The organism is Microbacterium sp. JZ101, assembly GCF_053903175.1.
In genome coordinates this window covers 2,924,744-2,941,086 of sequence record NZ_CP096400.1, presented here as the reverse complement: position 1 = coordinate 2,941,086, position 16,343 = coordinate 2,924,744, and the positions used below count along the sequence as shown (strand labels likewise).

Here is a 16,343-nt window from a genome sequence, read left to right as displayed (position 1 = left end):
CGCACAATCTGTCGTTTCCGGCGGATGAACTGTCGGCCGCCCGCGGTCCGTCACACGGCCGACACATGCGTGGAGCATGCTGGCGTCATGGAGTTCCCACCCCTCGCCACCTCGTACACGATCTCCCTTCCCGCCTGGATCGCGGAGGAGCTCGCCGACGTGCCCGATGTCATCCCGACCCTCGAGGAGCGCATGGCCCTCGTCAACCGGCTCGCCGACCGCAACTGGTGCGAGGGCAACGGCGGCCCGTTCGCGGCCCTCGTCGCCGAGGCCGACACGGGCCGGATCGTGTCGGTCGGCGTGAACGTCGTGCTGTCCACGGGCATCACGTCGGGGCACGCCGAGGTGACGGCGCTCGGGATGGCCCAGGCGCGCGTCGGCTCGTGGGACCTCGGCGCATCCGACCAGCCGCGGCACGAGCTCGTCGTGAACTGGCGCCCGTGCGTGCAGTGCTACGGCGCGGCGATGTGGTCGGGCATCACGACCCTCGCGATCGCCGGATCGGGGCCGGAGTGCGAGGAGATCACGACGTTCGACGAGGGCCCGATGGTCGCCGACTGGGCGGAGGCCTTCGAGGCCCGCGGCATCGCCGTGATCGACGGCGTCGCGAAGGACGACGCGGTCGCGGTCTTCCGCGCGTACCGTGCGGCGGTCGACGCCGGCGCGATCACGGTCTACAACGCGCGCGGCTGATCGTCAGCGCCGCGTGGCCGCGAGCGCGCATCCGCCCGCCGCGATCGCGAGCGCGCCCAGGACGATGACGACCGCGGGCCATCCGGCCGCCGTCCACGCGGCGCTGCAGAGCCATCCGAACAGGCTCGACCCGCCGTAGTAGAAGACGTTGTACATCGACCCCGCGCTCGCGCGGTCGGCGCCCGCGAAGCCCGCCACGGCCGAGCTCGCGACGGAGTGCGCGAGGAACATCCCGGTCGTGAGCAGCACGACGCCCGCGATCACGAGCGGCAGCGGGGTCGTGCCCGTGAGCAGGGCGCCCGCGAGCATGAGCGCGCATCCCGCGAGCAGGGGCGTGCGCAGGCCGAAGCGGAGCGAGAGACGCCCGGAGAGCTGCGCGGCGGCCGTCCCGCCGAGATAGGCGAGGAACACGAAGGAGACGACCGCAGCCGGCAGGGCATAGGGCGGGGCCTCGAGGCGGAACGTGATCGCGTTGTACATGCCGATCATCGCCCCGAGCAGCATGCCGCCCATGAGGAACAGCGCGCGCAGGCGCGCATCGCGCAGCTGCCGCAGGAACACCCGGAGCGTGCGCCCGGCGGGGGCTCCGGATGGCGCCGTGCGCGGCAGCAGGACGGCCATCGTGATCGTGATCGCGGCGCCGACGAGATCGAGGAGGAGCAGGCCGAGGCGCCATCCGCCGATCTCGGCGAGGAGCGGCGCGACGAGCCGCCCGGAGAGCCCGCCGATCGAGGCCGCCGCGATGTAGCCGCCCGCCACGACCGCGGCCCGGCGCCCCGAGATCACCTCGTGCACGAGGGCGACGGCCAGCGCCGGGATCCCGCCCAGCGCCGCGCCCTGCAGGAACCGCCCCGCCACGAGGAGCTCGAGAGTGGGGGCGAGCGGGAGGAGCAGCGCGATGAGCGCCGACGTCGTCGCCGAGACGCGCATCGACCACGCCACCCCGCGCCGTGCCGCGAGCACCGCCCACAGCGGAAGCGAGAGGGCGAGGCCGAGCGTCGCGCCCGAGATGATCCAGGCCACGGCGGCGGCGGAGCGGTCGAGGTCGGCGGCGACGAACGTGAGGAGCCCCTGCGGGGCGTGGAGGAGCGCGAAGCTCGCGATGCCCGCGCACCACATCGCGATCGAGAGGCGGCGCGACGTCGGCACGGCGGACTCCCTCGCGGTCGGGAGGGAGGCGGTCGCCGTCATGCCCTCGACGCTAGCTCGCCCGATGCATGCGGATCCAATACCGGATCGGCTTGATGCATACCATGAGAGCATGAAAACGGATCGGATCCGCGGCGTCCTCCCGCTCGTACCGGTGCTCGTCGCGCTCGGCGACACCGAGCACGTCACGGCCGCCGCCGAGCGCCTCGGCATGCCGCAGCCCAACGTGAGCCGCGCCATCCGCACCCTCGAGCAGCGCCTCGGCGTCGCGCTCGTCGAGAGGGAGGGCCGCGGCATCCGCCTGACCGCCGCCGCGCGCACGCTCCTGCCCGCGTTCCGACGTGCGATCGAGCTCATCGAGGACGGCGTCGGCGCCGTCACGGGCGCGGCCTCGTCGACGGTGTCGCTCGCCTTCCAGACCTCGCTCGGGGAGCGCTTCATCCCCGAGGTCGTGAGCACCGTGCGCCGCGACCGCCCCGATCTGCGCTTCGAGCTGCACCAGGGCGCCCGCTCGCTCCTCATCGAGCAGCTGCATGCGGGTCGCGTCGCCATGGCCCTCGTCGTCGACACCCCGGCGATCGGCGGCGACATCGAGGTCGTGCCCCTGTTCGAGCAGCCGCTCGTCGCGCTCCTGCCCGACGACCATCCGCTCGCGCGGCGCGCGTCGGTCTCGGTGCCCGAGATCGCGGAGTGGCCGATCGTCACCCTCGCGCGCGGCTTCGGGCTGCGGGACTCGCTCGACGCGCTCTTCGCGCGCAGCGAGCGGACGCCCCGCATCGCCTTCGAGGGCGAGGACCTCATCACGGTGCGCGGTCTCGTGACGGCCGGGCTCGGTCTCGCGGTCGTGCCCGAGCAGCCGGTCGTGCCCGCGGGCTGCGTGTCCGTGCCGATCCGCAGCCGTCTCGCGTCGCGGCGGATGTGCGCGGTGACGGCCGCGGGGGAGTCGCGCCCTGCGGTGCTGCTCGTCCGCGACGCGGTCGTCCGCGTCGCGCACGAGCGGCGGATCTGGGCGGAGGGCTGATCAGGCGTCACGCGACGTCGTGCAGCGACACGGGCTGCACGAGCGTCCTGCGCCGGTCGCGCACCCACACGTCTCCGCTCTCGCGCTTCTCGGCGCGCGAGGCGAAGCGGTAGCGGTAGGTCACGACGCGGACGAAGCGGGGTGGCTGGCCGTGGAACGGGTCGCGCGCGAGGAGCCGGAGCGTCGGACGGTCGGCTTCGAGCAGCCGCACGAGGAACACGAGGAACCAGTCGTCGATGCGGTAGCCGAGCGGGAGGAACCACATCAGCCAGTCGAGCCGCAGATGGTACGGAGCGACCTGAGGGGGCCTGCGACGCACGTCGCCCGGCTTCCCGCGGAAGCCGTACTCGTGCCACTGCGCGTGCTCGGGATTCGCGTCGAGCGTGCCCTCGACGACGAACTCGATGCGCTCCTTCGTGACCGTGCCGAAGGCGCCGTACGCGTTGGCGAGGTTCCAGCGGTTGAAGCTCGCGTTCATGAGCTGCCGATGCGCGAAGAGGTTGCGCAGCGGCTGCCCGCTCAGCACGACGTAGAGCACCGCGACGGCGGAGGTGACCACGAGCCAGGGCAGGGGGAGCTCGCCGCGCTCGTCGCCCGCGGGGATGCCCACGGCCGAGAAAGCGAGGACGATCGTCGCCGCGTTCAGCCATGCGAAGTTGCCCGTGAGGACGAGCCAGAGCTGCGTCGCGATGATCACGACCGCCGCGCACGCGCCGATGAGAAGCGGGATCGCGTCGGGCAGCCACAGCCCGAGGAGCGGCGCGAACACGAGCCAGGGCACGGCGAGCTGCGCGATGTGATTGCCCACGACCTCGAGTCTGTGGAACCAGCGCGGCAGCAGATGCGCCTGGCGGCTCAGGGGCCCCGGCATCGGCTGCGTCTCGTGGTGGTAGGTCAGGGCCGTGAGGTCTCGCCACTCGCGTCCGCCGCGGATCTTGATCATGCCGGCGCCGAACTCGAGCCGGAACAGCAGCCACCAGAAGAGGACGATGATCGCCGTCGCGGGCGGCTGGTCGTGCGAGCCGAGGAACGCGGCGAGGAAGCCCGACTCGAGGAGCAGCATCTCCCATCCGAAGCCGTAGAAGGTCTGCCCGATCGAGACGATCGACATGTAGCCGAACCAGATCGCGAGGAAGCACAGCATCGGCAGCCAGGGCGGACCGAGCTGGGGGAGGCCCGCCGCGATCAGCGCGCTGACGGCCATCCCGCCGATGCAGAGCGCGACGAGACGGCGATCCGTGTACCGGATCCATCGGAACAGGGTGGGCCGCAGCGCCCGGGCGGCGCGGTCGGAGGAGCGCGCCCACGCGAGCAGCTCGGGCGCCGGGAGCAGGCCGTGCTCGCCGAGGAGCGCGCGGAACTGGTTGAGCGTCGAGAGGAACGCGACGAGGTACAGCGCCGCGATGCCGCGCTGGAGCACCTCGCGCGCGAACGCGAAGTCGACCGCCGCGAAGCCGTCCATGACGCCACGATACGACCGTCGCGCCCGGCTCTCACGGGGTTGACGGAGGGGTCTGGCCTCGCATCCGGATCCCGGCATATATTGAGGCATGGAAGGTACGACCGGAACCATCGTCGCCGTCGTCGGCCCCGGTGCCGACGACGTGCTCGCCTCCGTCGATGCACTCGACGGCGTCTCCGCGCTCTCGCTGCGCGGTTCCGAGCCGTCTCTCGCGGCGCATCGCATCTCGGCGTCCGGCACCCCCTGGGTGGTGCACGACGCCGACCCGCTCGAGCACGTGGCCTCCGCGTGGATCGAGCTCTTCGAGGAGCGCGCGACCCTCGGCGTGCTCGAGGCGGAGATCGGCGACACGCTCCGCCAGTTCGAGCGCGGCGACGCGCTCATGCCCGACTACTACCTCGTGCTCGAACCCGACGAGGCCCCCGAGATCTGGCGGCACTGGTGGTGCGGCGCGCTCGGCCACCGGGCGCCGCGGCGCATCGTGCCCGTGCACGCGCCCGAGGCCGAGCGCCGCGAGCAGGCGGCGCGGATGCTCCGCAGCCTGCCGACGTCGCGCCCGTGGCCGGACCCCGCGACGTGGCTCCCGGGCCTCGCGATGCAGATCCCGGATCGCGTCGGCCTGCGCGACCGCGACCCCGAGTGACTACTCGACGAGGTCGGGCAGCGCGGCCTTGAGCTCGGCGAGCCAGGCCCTCGCGTTCCCGTCGGACGGCGCACGCCAGTCTCCGCGTGGCGAGAGCGAGCCGGCGGGCGACACCTTCGGCCCGTTCGGGATGGCCGACCGCTTGAACTGCGAGAACCCGAAGAAGCGCTTGAGGAAGACCTGCTCCCACTTCACGATGGTCGCGAGGTCGTAGGCGTAGTGGTCCTCCGCGGGGAACCCGGGGGGCCACGCGCCCGCCTCGGCGTCGCCCCACGCCCGCTCGGCGAGGAAGGCGATCTTCGACGGCCGCATGCCGTAGCGCAGGATGTGGAACAGCGTGAAGTCGTGGAGGGCGTACGGACCGATCGTGCTCTCGGTCGACTGCACCTTGCCGTCCTGGCCGGCCGGCACGAGCTCGGGGCTGATCTCGGTGTCGAGCACCGACTGCAGGACCTTCCGCTCGGCCTCCGACACGCCCTCGCCGTGTGCGATGACCCAGCGGATGAGGTGCTGCATGAGGGTCTTCGGGACGCCGGGGTTGACCGAGTAGTGGCTCATCTGGTCGCCCACGCCGTAGGTCGCCCAGCCGAGGGCGATCTCGGACAGGTCGCCCGTGCCGACGACGATGCCGCCGTGGTGGTTCGCGAGCCGGAAGAGGTAGTCGGTCCGCAGGCCCGCCTGCACGTTCTCGAACGTCACGTCGTAGACCGGCTCGCCCTGGCCGAACGGATGGCCCATGCGCGTGAGCATCTCGGTCGCGGCCGGGCGGATGTCGATGGTCTCGATGGTCGCGCCGACCGACTCCGCGAGGGCGATGGCGTTCGACTTCGTGTGCTCGCTCGTCGCGAATCCCGGCATCGTGTAGGCGAGGATGTCGCTGCGCGGGCGGCCCATCCGGTCCATCGCGCGGGCGATGACGAGCAGCGCGTGCGTCGAGTCGAGACCGCCGCTCACGCCGATGACGGGTTTCGGGCTGCCGATCGCCGACAGGCGCTGCACGAGCCCCGACACCTGGATGTTGAACGCCTCGTAGCAGTCCTGCGCGAGACGAGCGGGGTCGTCGGGCACGAAGGGGAACCGGTCGAGCGCTCGCCGCAGGCCGACGTCGCCGCGCGGCGGATCCACCTCGAAGCGGACGGTCCGGAAGCGCGTCTGCTCGGCGAAGGTGCGCCGGTTGTCGTCGAACGTCCCCTGGCGCAGGCGGTCCTGCCGGATGCGGTCGAGGTCGACGTCCGCGACGGAGTGGCGCGCGCCATCCGGGAAGCGCTCGGTCTCGGCGAGGAGGGTGCCGACCTCGTAGACCATCGTCTGGCCGTCCCACGAGACGTCGTTCGTCGACTCGCCCTGCCCGGCCGCGGCGTACGCGTAGGCCGCGATGCATCGGGCCGAGGCCGACTTGCAGAGCAGGTGGCGATCGTCGGCGCGCGCGATGGTGATCGGGCTGCCGGAGAGATTGAGGAGCACGGTGGCGCCCGCGAGCGCCGCGAGCGACGAGGGCGGAACGGGCACCCACATGTCCTCGCACACCTCGACGTGCACGACGAGGCCGGGCACATCCGCCGCCTCGAAGAGGAGGTCGGGGCCGAACGGCACCTCGCGACCTGCGACCGCGATCGTGCCGCGCTGGTCGTCGCCCGGGGCGTACCAGCGGCGCTCGTAGAACTCGCGGTAGGTCGGCAGATACGACTTCGGCGCGACGCCGAGGATCTCGCCGCGGTGGATGACGACGGCCGTGTTGAAGACGCGGCTGCCGCGCTGGAGGGGCGCGCCCACGACGAGCACGGGGAAGAGATCGGCCGAGGCCGCGACGATCGTCGCGATCGCGTCGTCGACCGCGTCGAGGAGCGGGTCCTGCAGCACGAGGTCGTCGATCGCGTAGCCGGAGAGGCACAGCTCGGGGTACACCGCGACCGCGACGGCGTCGTCGCTCAGCTCGCGGGCGGTCTCGATGACCGCCTGGGCGTTCGTCGCCGGGTCCGCGACCGCGAGCGGGATGGTCGCCGCCGCGATGCGGGCGAAGCCGTGGCCGTATGCGCTGCCGAAGTCGAAGTCGCTCACGTCGTCCAGTCTGTCACCGGACGCGGCGGGCCGGCCCGACCGCCGCTAGAGCAGCCGTCGCGCCGACGCCCACGCCGTGAGCTCGTGCCGCGACGAGAGCTGGAGCTTGCGGAGCACGGCCGACACGTGCGTCTCGACGGTCTTCACCGAGATGAAGAGCTCGGCGGCGACCTCCTTGTAGGCGTAGCCGCGGGCGATGAGCCGCATGACCTCCTGCTCGCGCGCGGAGAGGCGGTCGAGCTCGTCGTCGGCGACCGCGGTCTCGCCCGAGGCCGCGCCGAAGGCGTCGATGACGAATCCGGCCAGGCGCGGGGAGAAGACCGCGTCGCCCGATGCGACGACCCGCACCGCGCGGGAGACCTCGGCTCCCGATGCGCCCTTCGTGATGTAGCCGCGGGCGCCCGCGCGGATGACCCGAACGACGTCCTCCGCCGCGTCGGAGACGCTCAGGGCGAGGAAGCGGGTTCCGGGTGAGAGCGGCGACGCCTGCCGCAGGACGTCCTCGCCGCCCGCGCTGCCGGCCGCGCCGCCGGGCAGGTGCACGTCGAGGAGCACGACGTCGGGCGCGGTCTCGGCGATCACGGCGACCGCGGACGGCACGTCGGCGGCCTCGCCGACGACCCGGAGCGCGCCGTCGAGGTCGGCGCGCAGCCCCGAGCGGAAGATGGAGTGGTCGTCGACGATCACGACGGTGAGCTCAGGCACGGGCACCTGCCGAAGGGTAGCGGATGTGCACCTGCGTGCCGACGCCTCCCGCGCCGCGCGTGACCGAGGCCATCCCGCCCGTGCGCCGCATGCGGCCGACGATCGACTCGCGCACGCCGAAGCGGTCCTCGGGGACGGCGTCGAGGTCGAACCCGGCACCGCGGTCGCGGACGAAGACGTCGACGGCTCCCGGGGCGCCCTCGATGTAGACCGAGACCTCGCCGCCTGCGTGGCGCGCCGCGTTGAGCATCGCCTCGCGGGCCGCCGCGGCGACCTCGCCGCTTGCCCGCTCGGTCGACGATCCGGCCGACACGACCGAGATCGCCACCTCGTAGTCGAGCTCGAGTGCTGTCGCGTAGTCGCGCAGATCGGTCGCGAGGTCGCTGTCAGCGGGCGCGTCGTCGTCGTAGAGCCAGGCACGCAGCTCGCGCTCCTGGGCGCGGGCGATCCGGCCGACCTCGCTCGAGGCACCAGCGCGGTTCTGGATGAGCGCGAGCGTCTGCAGCACGGAGTCGTGCAGGTGCGCGGCCATCTCGGCGCGCTGCTCCTCGCGGATGCCCTGGATGCGCGCGGCCTGGAGCTCGCGGAACCGCGCGATCCAGGTCGACGACCACACGACGGCGATGCCGAGCGCTGCCGCGAGCGCGATGAGGAGCATGACCGGCGCGAGCTGGGCCGCGACCGAGCCCGTTCGGGTGAGGATGAGGATGGCCACGGCCGCGAGCACGGCCGACGCGATGCTGCGGACGAGGAGGTCCTGCTGGGGGCCGCGGGCCGGGTCGGCCCGGTCGAGGACGGCCGACCACACGCCCCCGGCGGTCGCGAGCGCGATCGCGAAGACCGCGGGGAGCAGGCTCGCGGGCGGGAGGACGCCCTGAGTGAGGCTCCAGTAGTTCATCTGGAGCGCGACGAGGAGGAACAGCGCCGCCCCCGCGAGGAGGATCCACGCGACGGGAGCCCGCCGCGTGACGCGCGCATCGCCATCCTGCAGGGGCGTGAAAGCCCAGAGCCACAGATAGAGGAGTGCGCCCGCGCCCCAGATGCCCGCCGTCGCGACGAACAGGAGCCGCGTGACCGGCACGCGCCATCCGAGGTGCCGCGCGACGCCCTCGGCGACGCCCGCGACCACCGCGCTGCGCGAGCGCGCGAGGCGCGAGGCGGGAGGCGCGGCGGTCATGCCCCCATGCAACCACGCGCGGGCCGCCCTGAGCGGGCGAATCAGGGGAGGACCGGGGTGATCCCTCATGGCGGCGCCGGCGCGCAGCGCGCGAGGATCGGACTATGACCGAGAGCGAGCCGCGGGGAACCGAGATGACGAGCGCCGTGGGGGCGGATGGCGGCGCTCCCGCTGTCGAGGCGCCGTCGCGTCGTCCGGGAGGAGGCTTCTTCGACTGGGTGCGATCGCTCGGCCTCGTGCGCACGGAGGGCTGGATCGGCGGCGTGTGCGCCGCGATCGCGCGCCGCACGGGCGCCGACCCCGTCATCGTGCGGGGCATCTTCGTCGTCGCCGCGGTGCTCGGGTTCCCCGCGCTGTGGCTGTACGCCCTCGGATGGGCCCTGCTCCCGGATGAGCGGGGCGACATCGCGATCCGCCTGCGGACCGGCTCGGGCCCGGCCCTCGTCGGCATCGCGATCATGATCGGCTTCGGCGCACTCGCCAGCTGGGCGAGCGCGACGCTCATGGAGGACTTCCTCGCGCTGGCGTACCCGGGCCGGATCGTCTGGACCGCCATCGAGGCCTCGTTCTGGATCGCGGTCGTCGCGGCGCTCGCCGCGTTCGCGCTCTGGCTCGTCCGGCGCGAGCGGCCCCTGGGCGGCGTGGCCGCGCTCGGACCGGGACGGACGGCGCTCATCGTCCTCGTCTGCGTCGCGGCCGCCATCCCGATCCTCGGGATCGGCTTCGGCGTCGTCGTGCCCGCGATCTTCGGGTACGGATCGCCCGTCGCGCTCCTCGTCGGGCTCGCGGCGGTCGCGGCCATCGCCGCGCTCGGCATCTGGGCCGGCCGGCGCATCGCGTCCCCCGTGTCGGGCGGGGGCCTCGGCGGGGTGCAGGGAACCCCCGCCGCCCGCGGGACGGCCGGGGGGCCGGCCGTCCCGCCCTTCGAGCCGGCTCCGTCGCCCGAGCCGCCCGCCGACGGCGACTTCGACGCCTGGCGTCGCCAGCACGAGGAGTGGCGCGAGCAGCACGACGCGTGGCGCGCGCAGCAGACCGACGCGGAGCGCCTCGCCCGCGAGGAGGAGCGCGCCCGCCGTCAGCAGGCCGCGCGCGCGTTCGCGGAGGAGGCGGCGCGCGTGCGCGCGGCCCGCAGGGCGAGTCGTCCGAGGATCTCCCTCGCCTTCGGCGCGTCGACCCTCGGACTCGCCCTCGTCGCGGGATCGGCCGCAGCCCTCGTCGTCCTCGGCGGAGGGACCTGGCCGATCGAGCCCGAGCGCGCCTCGGCCGCCCTTGCGGCCGCGGCCTTCGCGATGTCGGCGGTCGCGGCCGGCGGGATGGTGATCGCGGGTGCCCTGCGCCGCCGCAGCGGGGCGCTCGCGGCCCTCGCCGCGATCGCGCTCGCCGCAGGGGCCGGCACGGCGCTCGGCGCGAACAACGTGATCGGCGCGAACAGCTGGCAGACGATCGCCGTCGACGGCTCGTCGTACGAGGTGACGCGCGCCTACGGCTCCCTCGAGCTGTGGCTGATGGCCGACGGCGGCGGAGAGGGCGGCGCCACGGTCGTCCGCCGTGCCGGCTTCACGCAGGTGACCGTCCCTCCGGATGTCGCGGCGGACATCCGGATCCACGCCGACGACGACACGCGCGTCACGGTGACCCGGATGAGCGACGCGGGCTTCTACGAGTCGGAGGACCTGCCGGTGCCGCGCGACGGGATCGTCGAGTGGGCGCAGGACGGCGCCGAGGCGGATGCGCCCCTGCGCACGGTGGACATCACGCAGACCGAGGGCGGTGAGGTGTCGATCTGGGTGCTCGACGAGGCCGAGTTCGGCGCGGCTGAGCCGACGCCGTCCGCTGACGAGGAGAGTGCACGATGAGCGAAGAGCAGCGCGTCCCCGAGGGCGCCCCGGCCGCGGGTCCCGAGCCTGCCGAGCGGCCCCGCATCCGCTGGGCGGCGATCATCTGGGGTGCGCTCATGCTCGTCGTCTCCCTCGTCGGGCTGGGGCAGGTGCTCGACGCGACGCGATACGCCGCGCTCCAGGCGGCGGTGGCCGACTGGATTCTCACGGCCGACCCTGTTTCGACCGCGGTGACCGTCGTCCTGGCCGCGGGCGCGGTCATCCTCGTCGCGGGTCTCGCCGGCCTCGCGCGCGGCGTGCAGAAGCGGTCAGCGCGGCGCTGAGCCGGGGCGCGGCGAACCTCGACGCCCGGGCCGGATGACCGGGCTCAGGCCTCGAGCACGTCGGCGATCGCGGCGGCGAACGTGTGCCCGTCGAACGGGCCCGGCTCGTCCATCCCCTGCGCGGCGCTCGTCACGATGACGCGGCCGTCCGGCGTCGTGAGGACGCTCGTGGGGTGCTCAGCCGGGACCTCGATGCGCGCGAGCCGCGCGCCATCCGCTCGGTACACGTCGAGGCGCCCGCCGTCGTACACGGCGCTCCAGATGCGTCCCTGCGCGTCGACGTGCAGGCCGTCGGGCGACCCGTCGACCGCGGCGAACACGTCGAGGCGGTCGGGTGCCGCGATCGGGGCGCGCAGGATGCGGCCGCCCACGGTGTCGGCGATGAGCACGGTCTCGCCGTCGGGATGGAAGGCCGGGCCGTTCGGGATGTCGATGCCGGTCGCGAGGCGCGTCACCTCGCGGGTGCCCGCGTCCCAGCGCCAGACCGAGCCCTCGGGATCGGAGCCGTCCCGGACCATCGTCCCGAACCACAGCGATCCGTCGGGCGCGATGGTCCCGTCGTTGACGCGATGCCGGGCGGGATCGAGACCGGTGTCGCCGAGAGCGGTGTGGCGCCCGAAGATGTCGAGTTCGACGACGCCCGTCCCCGCCGCGGCGAGCAGGCGTCCGTCCGGCGCCTTCTCGGCGAAGCCGACCGGGCGGTCGAGCCGATGGGTCGCGGCGTCGCCGCCCTCGGGGGTCCAGGCGTGCAGGACGCCGCCTTCGAGGTCCACCCAGTGCACGACGCCGTCGATGAGCCGCGATCCCTCGCCGAGGGGATGGGCCGCGGCGCTCAGCCGGGTCCACGGGCCGGGTCGCTCGTCCATGCCGTCTCCTCCGCTCGCGGGCATCAGAGCCATCGTGTCATGCCGGCGGACGGGGATGTCCGAGACCCGGGCTACCGTCGGAGTGTGAGATTCATCCCGACAGAGCAGCGCCTCGTGTGGAGCGCGAGCGACCTCAAGGCCGCCGCCGAGTGCGAGTTCGCGTGGCTGCGGGCGATCGACGCGAAGCTCGGCCGCGTCGCCGCCGTCGAGGATCCGGAGGACGCCATGCTCGAGCGCGCGGCCCGGCTCGGCGATCGCCACGAGGAGCGCGTCCTCGAGCGCTACCGCCAGGAGTTCGGCGCCGGGGTGGTCGAGCTCGAGCGGGTGTCGTCGGCCGACTCCGCGGCCCTCGCCGCCGTGGCGGCCCAGACGGTCGACGCGCTGCGGTCGGATGCGCGGGTGCTGTTCCAGGCCGCCTTCACCACGGACGAGTTCGTCGGATTCGCCGACTTCCTCGTGCAGGAGGCTGGTGGCCGCTGGCGCGTGCAGGACAGCAAGCTCGCCCGCACGGCCCGCGTGACGGCGCTCATGCAGCTCGCGGCATACGTCGATCAGCTGCGCCGTCTCGGCATCCCGACCTCCGACGAGGTCGACCTCCTGCTCGGCGACGGCTCGGTGTCGACGCACCGGGTGGACGACCTGCTTCCGATGTTCGACGTGCGCCGTCGCCGCCTGCGGGCGCTCATCGCGGATCGCGGGATCGAGCGGGGCGCGTCGGCCGAGGCGATCGCGTGGGGTGACGAGCGCGGCGAGCTCGAGGTGTCCGCGTGCGGGCGCTGCGCGACCTGCGAGCTCGAGGTCGTCGCGCATCGCGACCTGCTGCTCGTCGCGGGCATGCGCCCGTCGCAGCGCGCTCGCCTGCGCGACATCGGCATCCGCACGATCGACGACCTCGCGGCGGCCGAGACCGGGCCCGCGCGGATGAACTCCGACGTCTTCGCGTCGCTGCGCACGCAGGCGCGCCTCCAGCTGCAGAGCCCCGCCGGCGTGCCGGGCGACGAGCCGGCCGATGCGCACCCGGTTCCCGCGTACGAGGTCGTGCAGCCGCTCGCGCTCGGCGCGATGCCCCGCCCGAGCCAGGGCGACGTGTTCTTCGACTTCGAGGGCGATCCGCTCTACAGCGAGCAGGTCGGCTCGGCCGCCGTCTGGGGCATCGACTACCTCTTCGGATGGGTCGACCTGCGCGAGCAGTACTCCGCGCTCTGGGCGCACACCCTCGCGGAGGAGAAGGCCGCCCTCGAGCGCTTCTGCGACTTCGTCGCGGCGCGCAGGGCCGCGCATCCCGACATGCACATCTACCACTACGCGCCGTACGAGCCCACGCACCTGGCGGCGATGGCCGCTCGGCACGGTGTGCGCGAGGCCGACGTCGACCGGATGCTGCGCGACGAGCTCTTCGTCGACCTCTACCCGATCGTGCGCCGGGCCCTGCGCATCGGCTCGCGGTCGTACTCGATCAAGAAGCTCGAGCCGCTCTACATGGGCGACGAGGTGCGCACGCAGGACGTGCAGAAGGGCGACGACTCGATCGTCCGCTATGTCGAGGCGCGCGCCCTGCAGGCCGATGGGCAGGAGGCGGCCGCGCGGGCCATCCTCGACGACCTCGCCGACTACAACCGCTACGACTGCGTCTCGACCCGGCGCCTGCGCGACTGGCTCGTCGAGCGTGCGCGGGAGACCGGCGTGACCCCTGCCCCGCCCGAGGTGCCCGACGAGCTCGCGTACGCGCCGTCTCCGCTCGCGCTCGCGCTCGACGCGCATGCCGCTGCGCGCCGCGATGCCCGCGTGGCGGCAGACCCGCTGTCGGCCCCGAGCGCCGACGAGGACGCGCTGCGTCTCGCGGCGGCCGCGATCGACTACTACCCGCGCGAGGCGAAGAGCTTCTGGCACGGGCACTTCCAGCGGCTGCGGGAGCCGCTCGGCCTCTGGCTCGACACCCGCGACGTCCTCGCCGTCGACGCCTCGCGCTGCCGCGTCGTCGAGGACTGGGGGATGCCCGAGGGCGCGCGATCCGTCCGCCGCGTGGTCGAGCTCCGCGGCGAGCTCGCACCGGGAACGCGACTGAGCGAGGGCGTCGAGCCGTACCTGCTCTATCCGCGACCCGCTCCGTTCCCGAACCAGGCCTCCCCGCGCTGGGTGCACGTGCCCCGCCAGGCACGCGTCATCGAGGTCCTCGACGACGGTGCCGTCATCGAGGAGCGCGCGGCCGACGGCGAGACGTGGCAGGAGCTTCCCGTAGCCCTCACCCCCTCACCCCCGCCGCGTGCCGGCAACCAGCAGGGGGCCATCGACGCATGGGCCGAGACGGTCGTGCGCGCGGCCGACGCGGGGGAGCTCCCGGCCGACCCGGCCACCGACATCCTGCGCCGCATCCCGCCGCGCGGTGCCGGGATCGCGCCGTCCGGCGGCGACGACGTGTCCGCGATCGTCCGGACGGTGCGCGGCCTGGACCGCTCCTACGTCGCCGTCCAGGGCCCTCCCGGCACCGGCAAGACGTATGTCGGCTCGCACGTCATCGCGCGCCTCGTCATGGAGCACGGCTACCGGGTCGGCGTCGTCGCGCAGTCGCACGCCGTGGTCGAGAACATGCTCGACCGCGTCGTCGCGGCGGGGGTGCCCGGCTCGCGCGTCGCGAAGGCGCCGAAGTCCGGAGCCGAGCCGCGTGACCCCGCCTTCACGCTGATCCCCAAGAACGGTGTGGCCCGCTTCGTCTCCGAGCAGCAGGGCGGCTACGTCGTCGGCGGCACCGCGTGGGACTTCACGCACACCGGCCGCATCGCGCGCGGCGGGCTCGACCTGCTCGTCATCGACGAGGCGGGCCAGTTCTCGCTCGCGTCGACCATCGCGGTCTCGACGGCGGCGCGCAGCCTGCTTCTGCTCGGCGACCCGCAGCAGCTTCCGCAGGTGAGCCAGGGGGTGCATCCCGAGCCCGTGGACACCTCGGCCCTCGGCTGGGTGATGGATGGCCAGCAGGTGCTCCCGGAGACCCACGGCTACTTCCTCGCGCGGTCGTGGCGCATGCATCCGGAGGTGTCCGAGGCCGTCTCGCACCTGTCCTACGCCGGGCGTCTCGCGTCGCGCGCCGGCGCGGAGCGCCGGTCGGTCGACGGCGTCGCGCCGGGCCTGCACGCGGTGCCCGTGCGTCATCGGGGCGATGCGACCGAGTCCCAGGCCGAGGCCGACGAGGTCGTGCGGATCGTCGGCGAGGTCGTCGGGCGGGCGTTCACCGACATCCGCATCGACGACGACGCAGTCGCCCACGCGTGCCCGCCGCGCCCGCTCACGGAGGACGACATCATCGTCGTCGCGCCGTACAACGCCCAGCAGCAGCTCGTCGAGCAGACCCTGCAGCGTGCCGGATGGCCGCGCGTGCGCGTCGGGACCGTCGACCGGTTCCAGGGGCAGGAGGCCGCGATCTCGATCGTGACGCTCGCGGCCTCATCGGGCAGGGACGCCCCGCGCGGGACGGAGTTCCTGCTGCTCCAGAACCGGCTCAACGTCGCGATCTCGCGCGCGATGGTCGCGGCGTACCTCGTGCACTCGCCCGCCCTGCTCGACGACCTGCCGCACACGCCCGCCGGCGTCGCGCGCATGAGCGCGTTCGCCCGCCTCGTGGCCCAGGAGGAGAGCGCATGACCGACGCCGACGCCATCCGCCGCGCAGCCGCCGAGTGGGTCTGGCTGCCGCGCGACTCCGATCACGTCGTCGACGGGATGGTCGCCGTGCGCTATCCCGCGCGCTTCGGCGGCGGGGTGCGGGTCTCGGCGTTCGACCGCGAGGGCACAGCCGATGAGGCGGTGGACGCCGCGCTCGAGCGCGCCCGCGACTGGGGCGAGCGGCGCACGACCTTCTGGGTCGGCGCATCCGACCGCCCGGCAGGGCTCGCGGACGCGCTGCTCCGGCGCGGCGCGGTGCACGAGGACACCGTCACGGTCTTCGCGCTCGCCCTCGACGAGGCGACGCCGGGGGAGTCCCCGGGCGTCGCGGTCGAGACGGTGCGCACACGAGAGCAGCTGCGCGACGTCGACGCGGTCAACGTGCCGGTCTGGGAGCAGGCGCCGCTCGACGAGGCGGGGCTCGACGCCGAGCTGCGCGAGCTCGAGGCGGATTGGAGCGCGGGGCGCGGGTTCCGCGTGCTCGCGCGCATCGACGGCCGCCCCGTGAGCACGGGCGGCGCGACGATCGTCGGGGAGTTCGCGCGCCTCTGGGGTGCGGCCACCCTCGCTTCCGACCGCGGGAGCGGCGCGTACCGGGCCGTGCTCGCGGAGCGGCTCCGCCTCGCCCGCGCGTTCGGCGCGTCGACCGCGCTCGTCAAGGGGCGCGTGTCGACCTCGGCGCCGATCCTCGCGCGCGCCGGCTTCCGGACGTACGGCGAGGAGCGGGTCTACCGGCTCGACGTGGACTGAGG

13 protein-coding genes are annotated in these 16,343 nt (G+C 73.8%); 7 read left to right on the top strand and 6 right to left on the bottom strand.

All coding sequences use genetic code 11. The features are described 5' to 3' along the window. The first annotated feature begins 87 nt into the window (after positions 1–87). On the top strand, positions 88–693 hold the full coding sequence (locus tag M1D56_RS13635) for a hypothetical protein (protein ID WP_456283865.1): 606 nt from the start codon (positions 88–90) through the stop codon (positions 691–693). A 3-nt stretch (positions 694–696) separates the two neighbouring features. On the opposite strand, the gene M1D56_RS13630 is transcribed toward M1D56_RS13635, so the two are convergent. After that, positions 697–1,884 carry an MFS transporter gene (locus M1D56_RS13630; RefSeq protein WP_456283864.1) on the bottom strand — a complete coding sequence of 396 codons (1,188 nt, stop codon included), beginning with the start codon at positions 1,882–1,884 and terminating at the stop codon, positions 697–699. A gap of 70 nt (positions 1,885–1,954) precedes the next feature. On the opposite strand from M1D56_RS13630, the gene M1D56_RS13625 reads away from it, so the two are divergent. Next, entirely contained in the window at positions 1,955–2,863 is a 909-nt protein-coding gene (locus M1D56_RS13625; RefSeq protein ID WP_456283863.1) for a LysR family transcriptional regulator, read from the top strand. 7 nt (positions 2,864–2,870) lie between these two features. Here M1D56_RS13625 and M1D56_RS13620 read toward each other — a convergent pair whose 3' ends face one another. Then, a complete protein-coding gene (locus M1D56_RS13620) occupies positions 2,871–4,325 on the bottom strand; it encodes a lipase maturation factor family protein (RefSeq protein ID WP_456283862.1) in 1,455 nt (484 codons plus the stop codon). 88 nt (positions 4,326–4,413) lie between these two features. Between M1D56_RS13620 and M1D56_RS13615 the strand changes: the two genes are divergently transcribed. Then, entirely contained in the window at positions 4,414–4,968 is a 555-nt protein-coding gene (locus M1D56_RS13615) for a hypothetical protein (RefSeq protein ID WP_271174397.1), read from the top strand. Here M1D56_RS13615 and M1D56_RS13610 read toward each other — a convergent pair whose 3' ends face one another. Genes M1D56_RS13610 through M1D56_RS13600 form a run of 3 tightly spaced genes read right to left on the bottom strand, consistent with a single transcriptional unit; the run spans position 4,969 to position 8,908 of the window. Continuing rightward, positions 4,969–7,026, bottom strand: a complete 2,058-nt coding sequence (locus M1D56_RS13610; protein ID WP_282980153.1) for an NAD(+) synthase — start codon at positions 7,024–7,026, stop codon at positions 4,969–4,971. 45 nt (positions 7,027–7,071) lie between these two features. Continuing rightward, positions 7,072–7,737: a LuxR C-terminal-related transcriptional regulator gene (locus M1D56_RS13605; protein WP_271174399.1), complete on the bottom strand. Its 666-nt coding sequence runs from the start codon at positions 7,735–7,737 to the stop codon at positions 7,072–7,074. Continuing rightward, positions 7,724–8,908: an ATP-binding protein gene (locus M1D56_RS13600; RefSeq protein WP_456283861.1), complete on the bottom strand. Its 1,185-nt coding sequence runs from the start codon at positions 8,906–8,908 to the stop codon at positions 7,724–7,726. The genes M1D56_RS13605 and M1D56_RS13600 overlap by 14 nt, the downstream gene beginning before the upstream one ends. 104 nt (positions 8,909–9,012) lie before the next feature. On the opposite strand from M1D56_RS13600, the gene M1D56_RS13595 reads away from it, so the two are divergent. Then, complete coding sequence (locus M1D56_RS13595; protein WP_456283860.1) at positions 9,013–10,764, top strand: PspC domain-containing protein; 1,752 nt, start codon at positions 9,013–9,015, stop codon at positions 10,762–10,764. Further along, positions 10,761–11,069, top strand: a complete 309-nt coding sequence (locus tag M1D56_RS13590) for a mannitol-1-phosphate 5-dehydrogenase (protein WP_271174402.1) — start codon at positions 10,761–10,763, stop codon at positions 11,067–11,069. The genes M1D56_RS13595 and M1D56_RS13590 overlap by 4 nt, the downstream gene beginning before the upstream one ends. 44 nt (positions 11,070–11,113) lie before the next feature. Here the strand turns inward: M1D56_RS13590 and M1D56_RS13585 are convergent, their stop codons facing one another. After that, a complete protein-coding gene (locus tag M1D56_RS13585; RefSeq protein ID WP_456283859.1) occupies positions 11,114–11,935 on the bottom strand; it encodes an SMP-30/gluconolactonase/LRE family protein in 822 nt (273 codons plus the stop codon). An 84-nt stretch (positions 11,936–12,019) separates the two neighbouring features. Here M1D56_RS13585 and M1D56_RS13580 point away from each other — a divergent pair, with 84 nt between their 5' ends. Both M1D56_RS13580 and M1D56_RS13575 read left to right on the top strand, forming a co-directional pair. Beyond that, the gene (locus M1D56_RS13580; protein ID WP_456283858.1) at positions 12,020–15,571 is read left to right on the top strand and encodes a TM0106 family RecB-like putative nuclease; all 3,552 of its coding nucleotides are present in this window, start codon (positions 12,020–12,022) and stop codon (positions 15,569–15,571) included. Then, positions 15,568–16,341, top strand: coding sequence for a hypothetical protein (locus M1D56_RS13575; protein WP_456283857.1), 774 nt, complete (start codon positions 15,568–15,570; stop codon positions 16,339–16,341). Before M1D56_RS13580 ends, M1D56_RS13575 begins: the two co-directional genes overlap by 4 nt. Positions 16,342–16,343 lie beyond the last annotated feature (2 nt).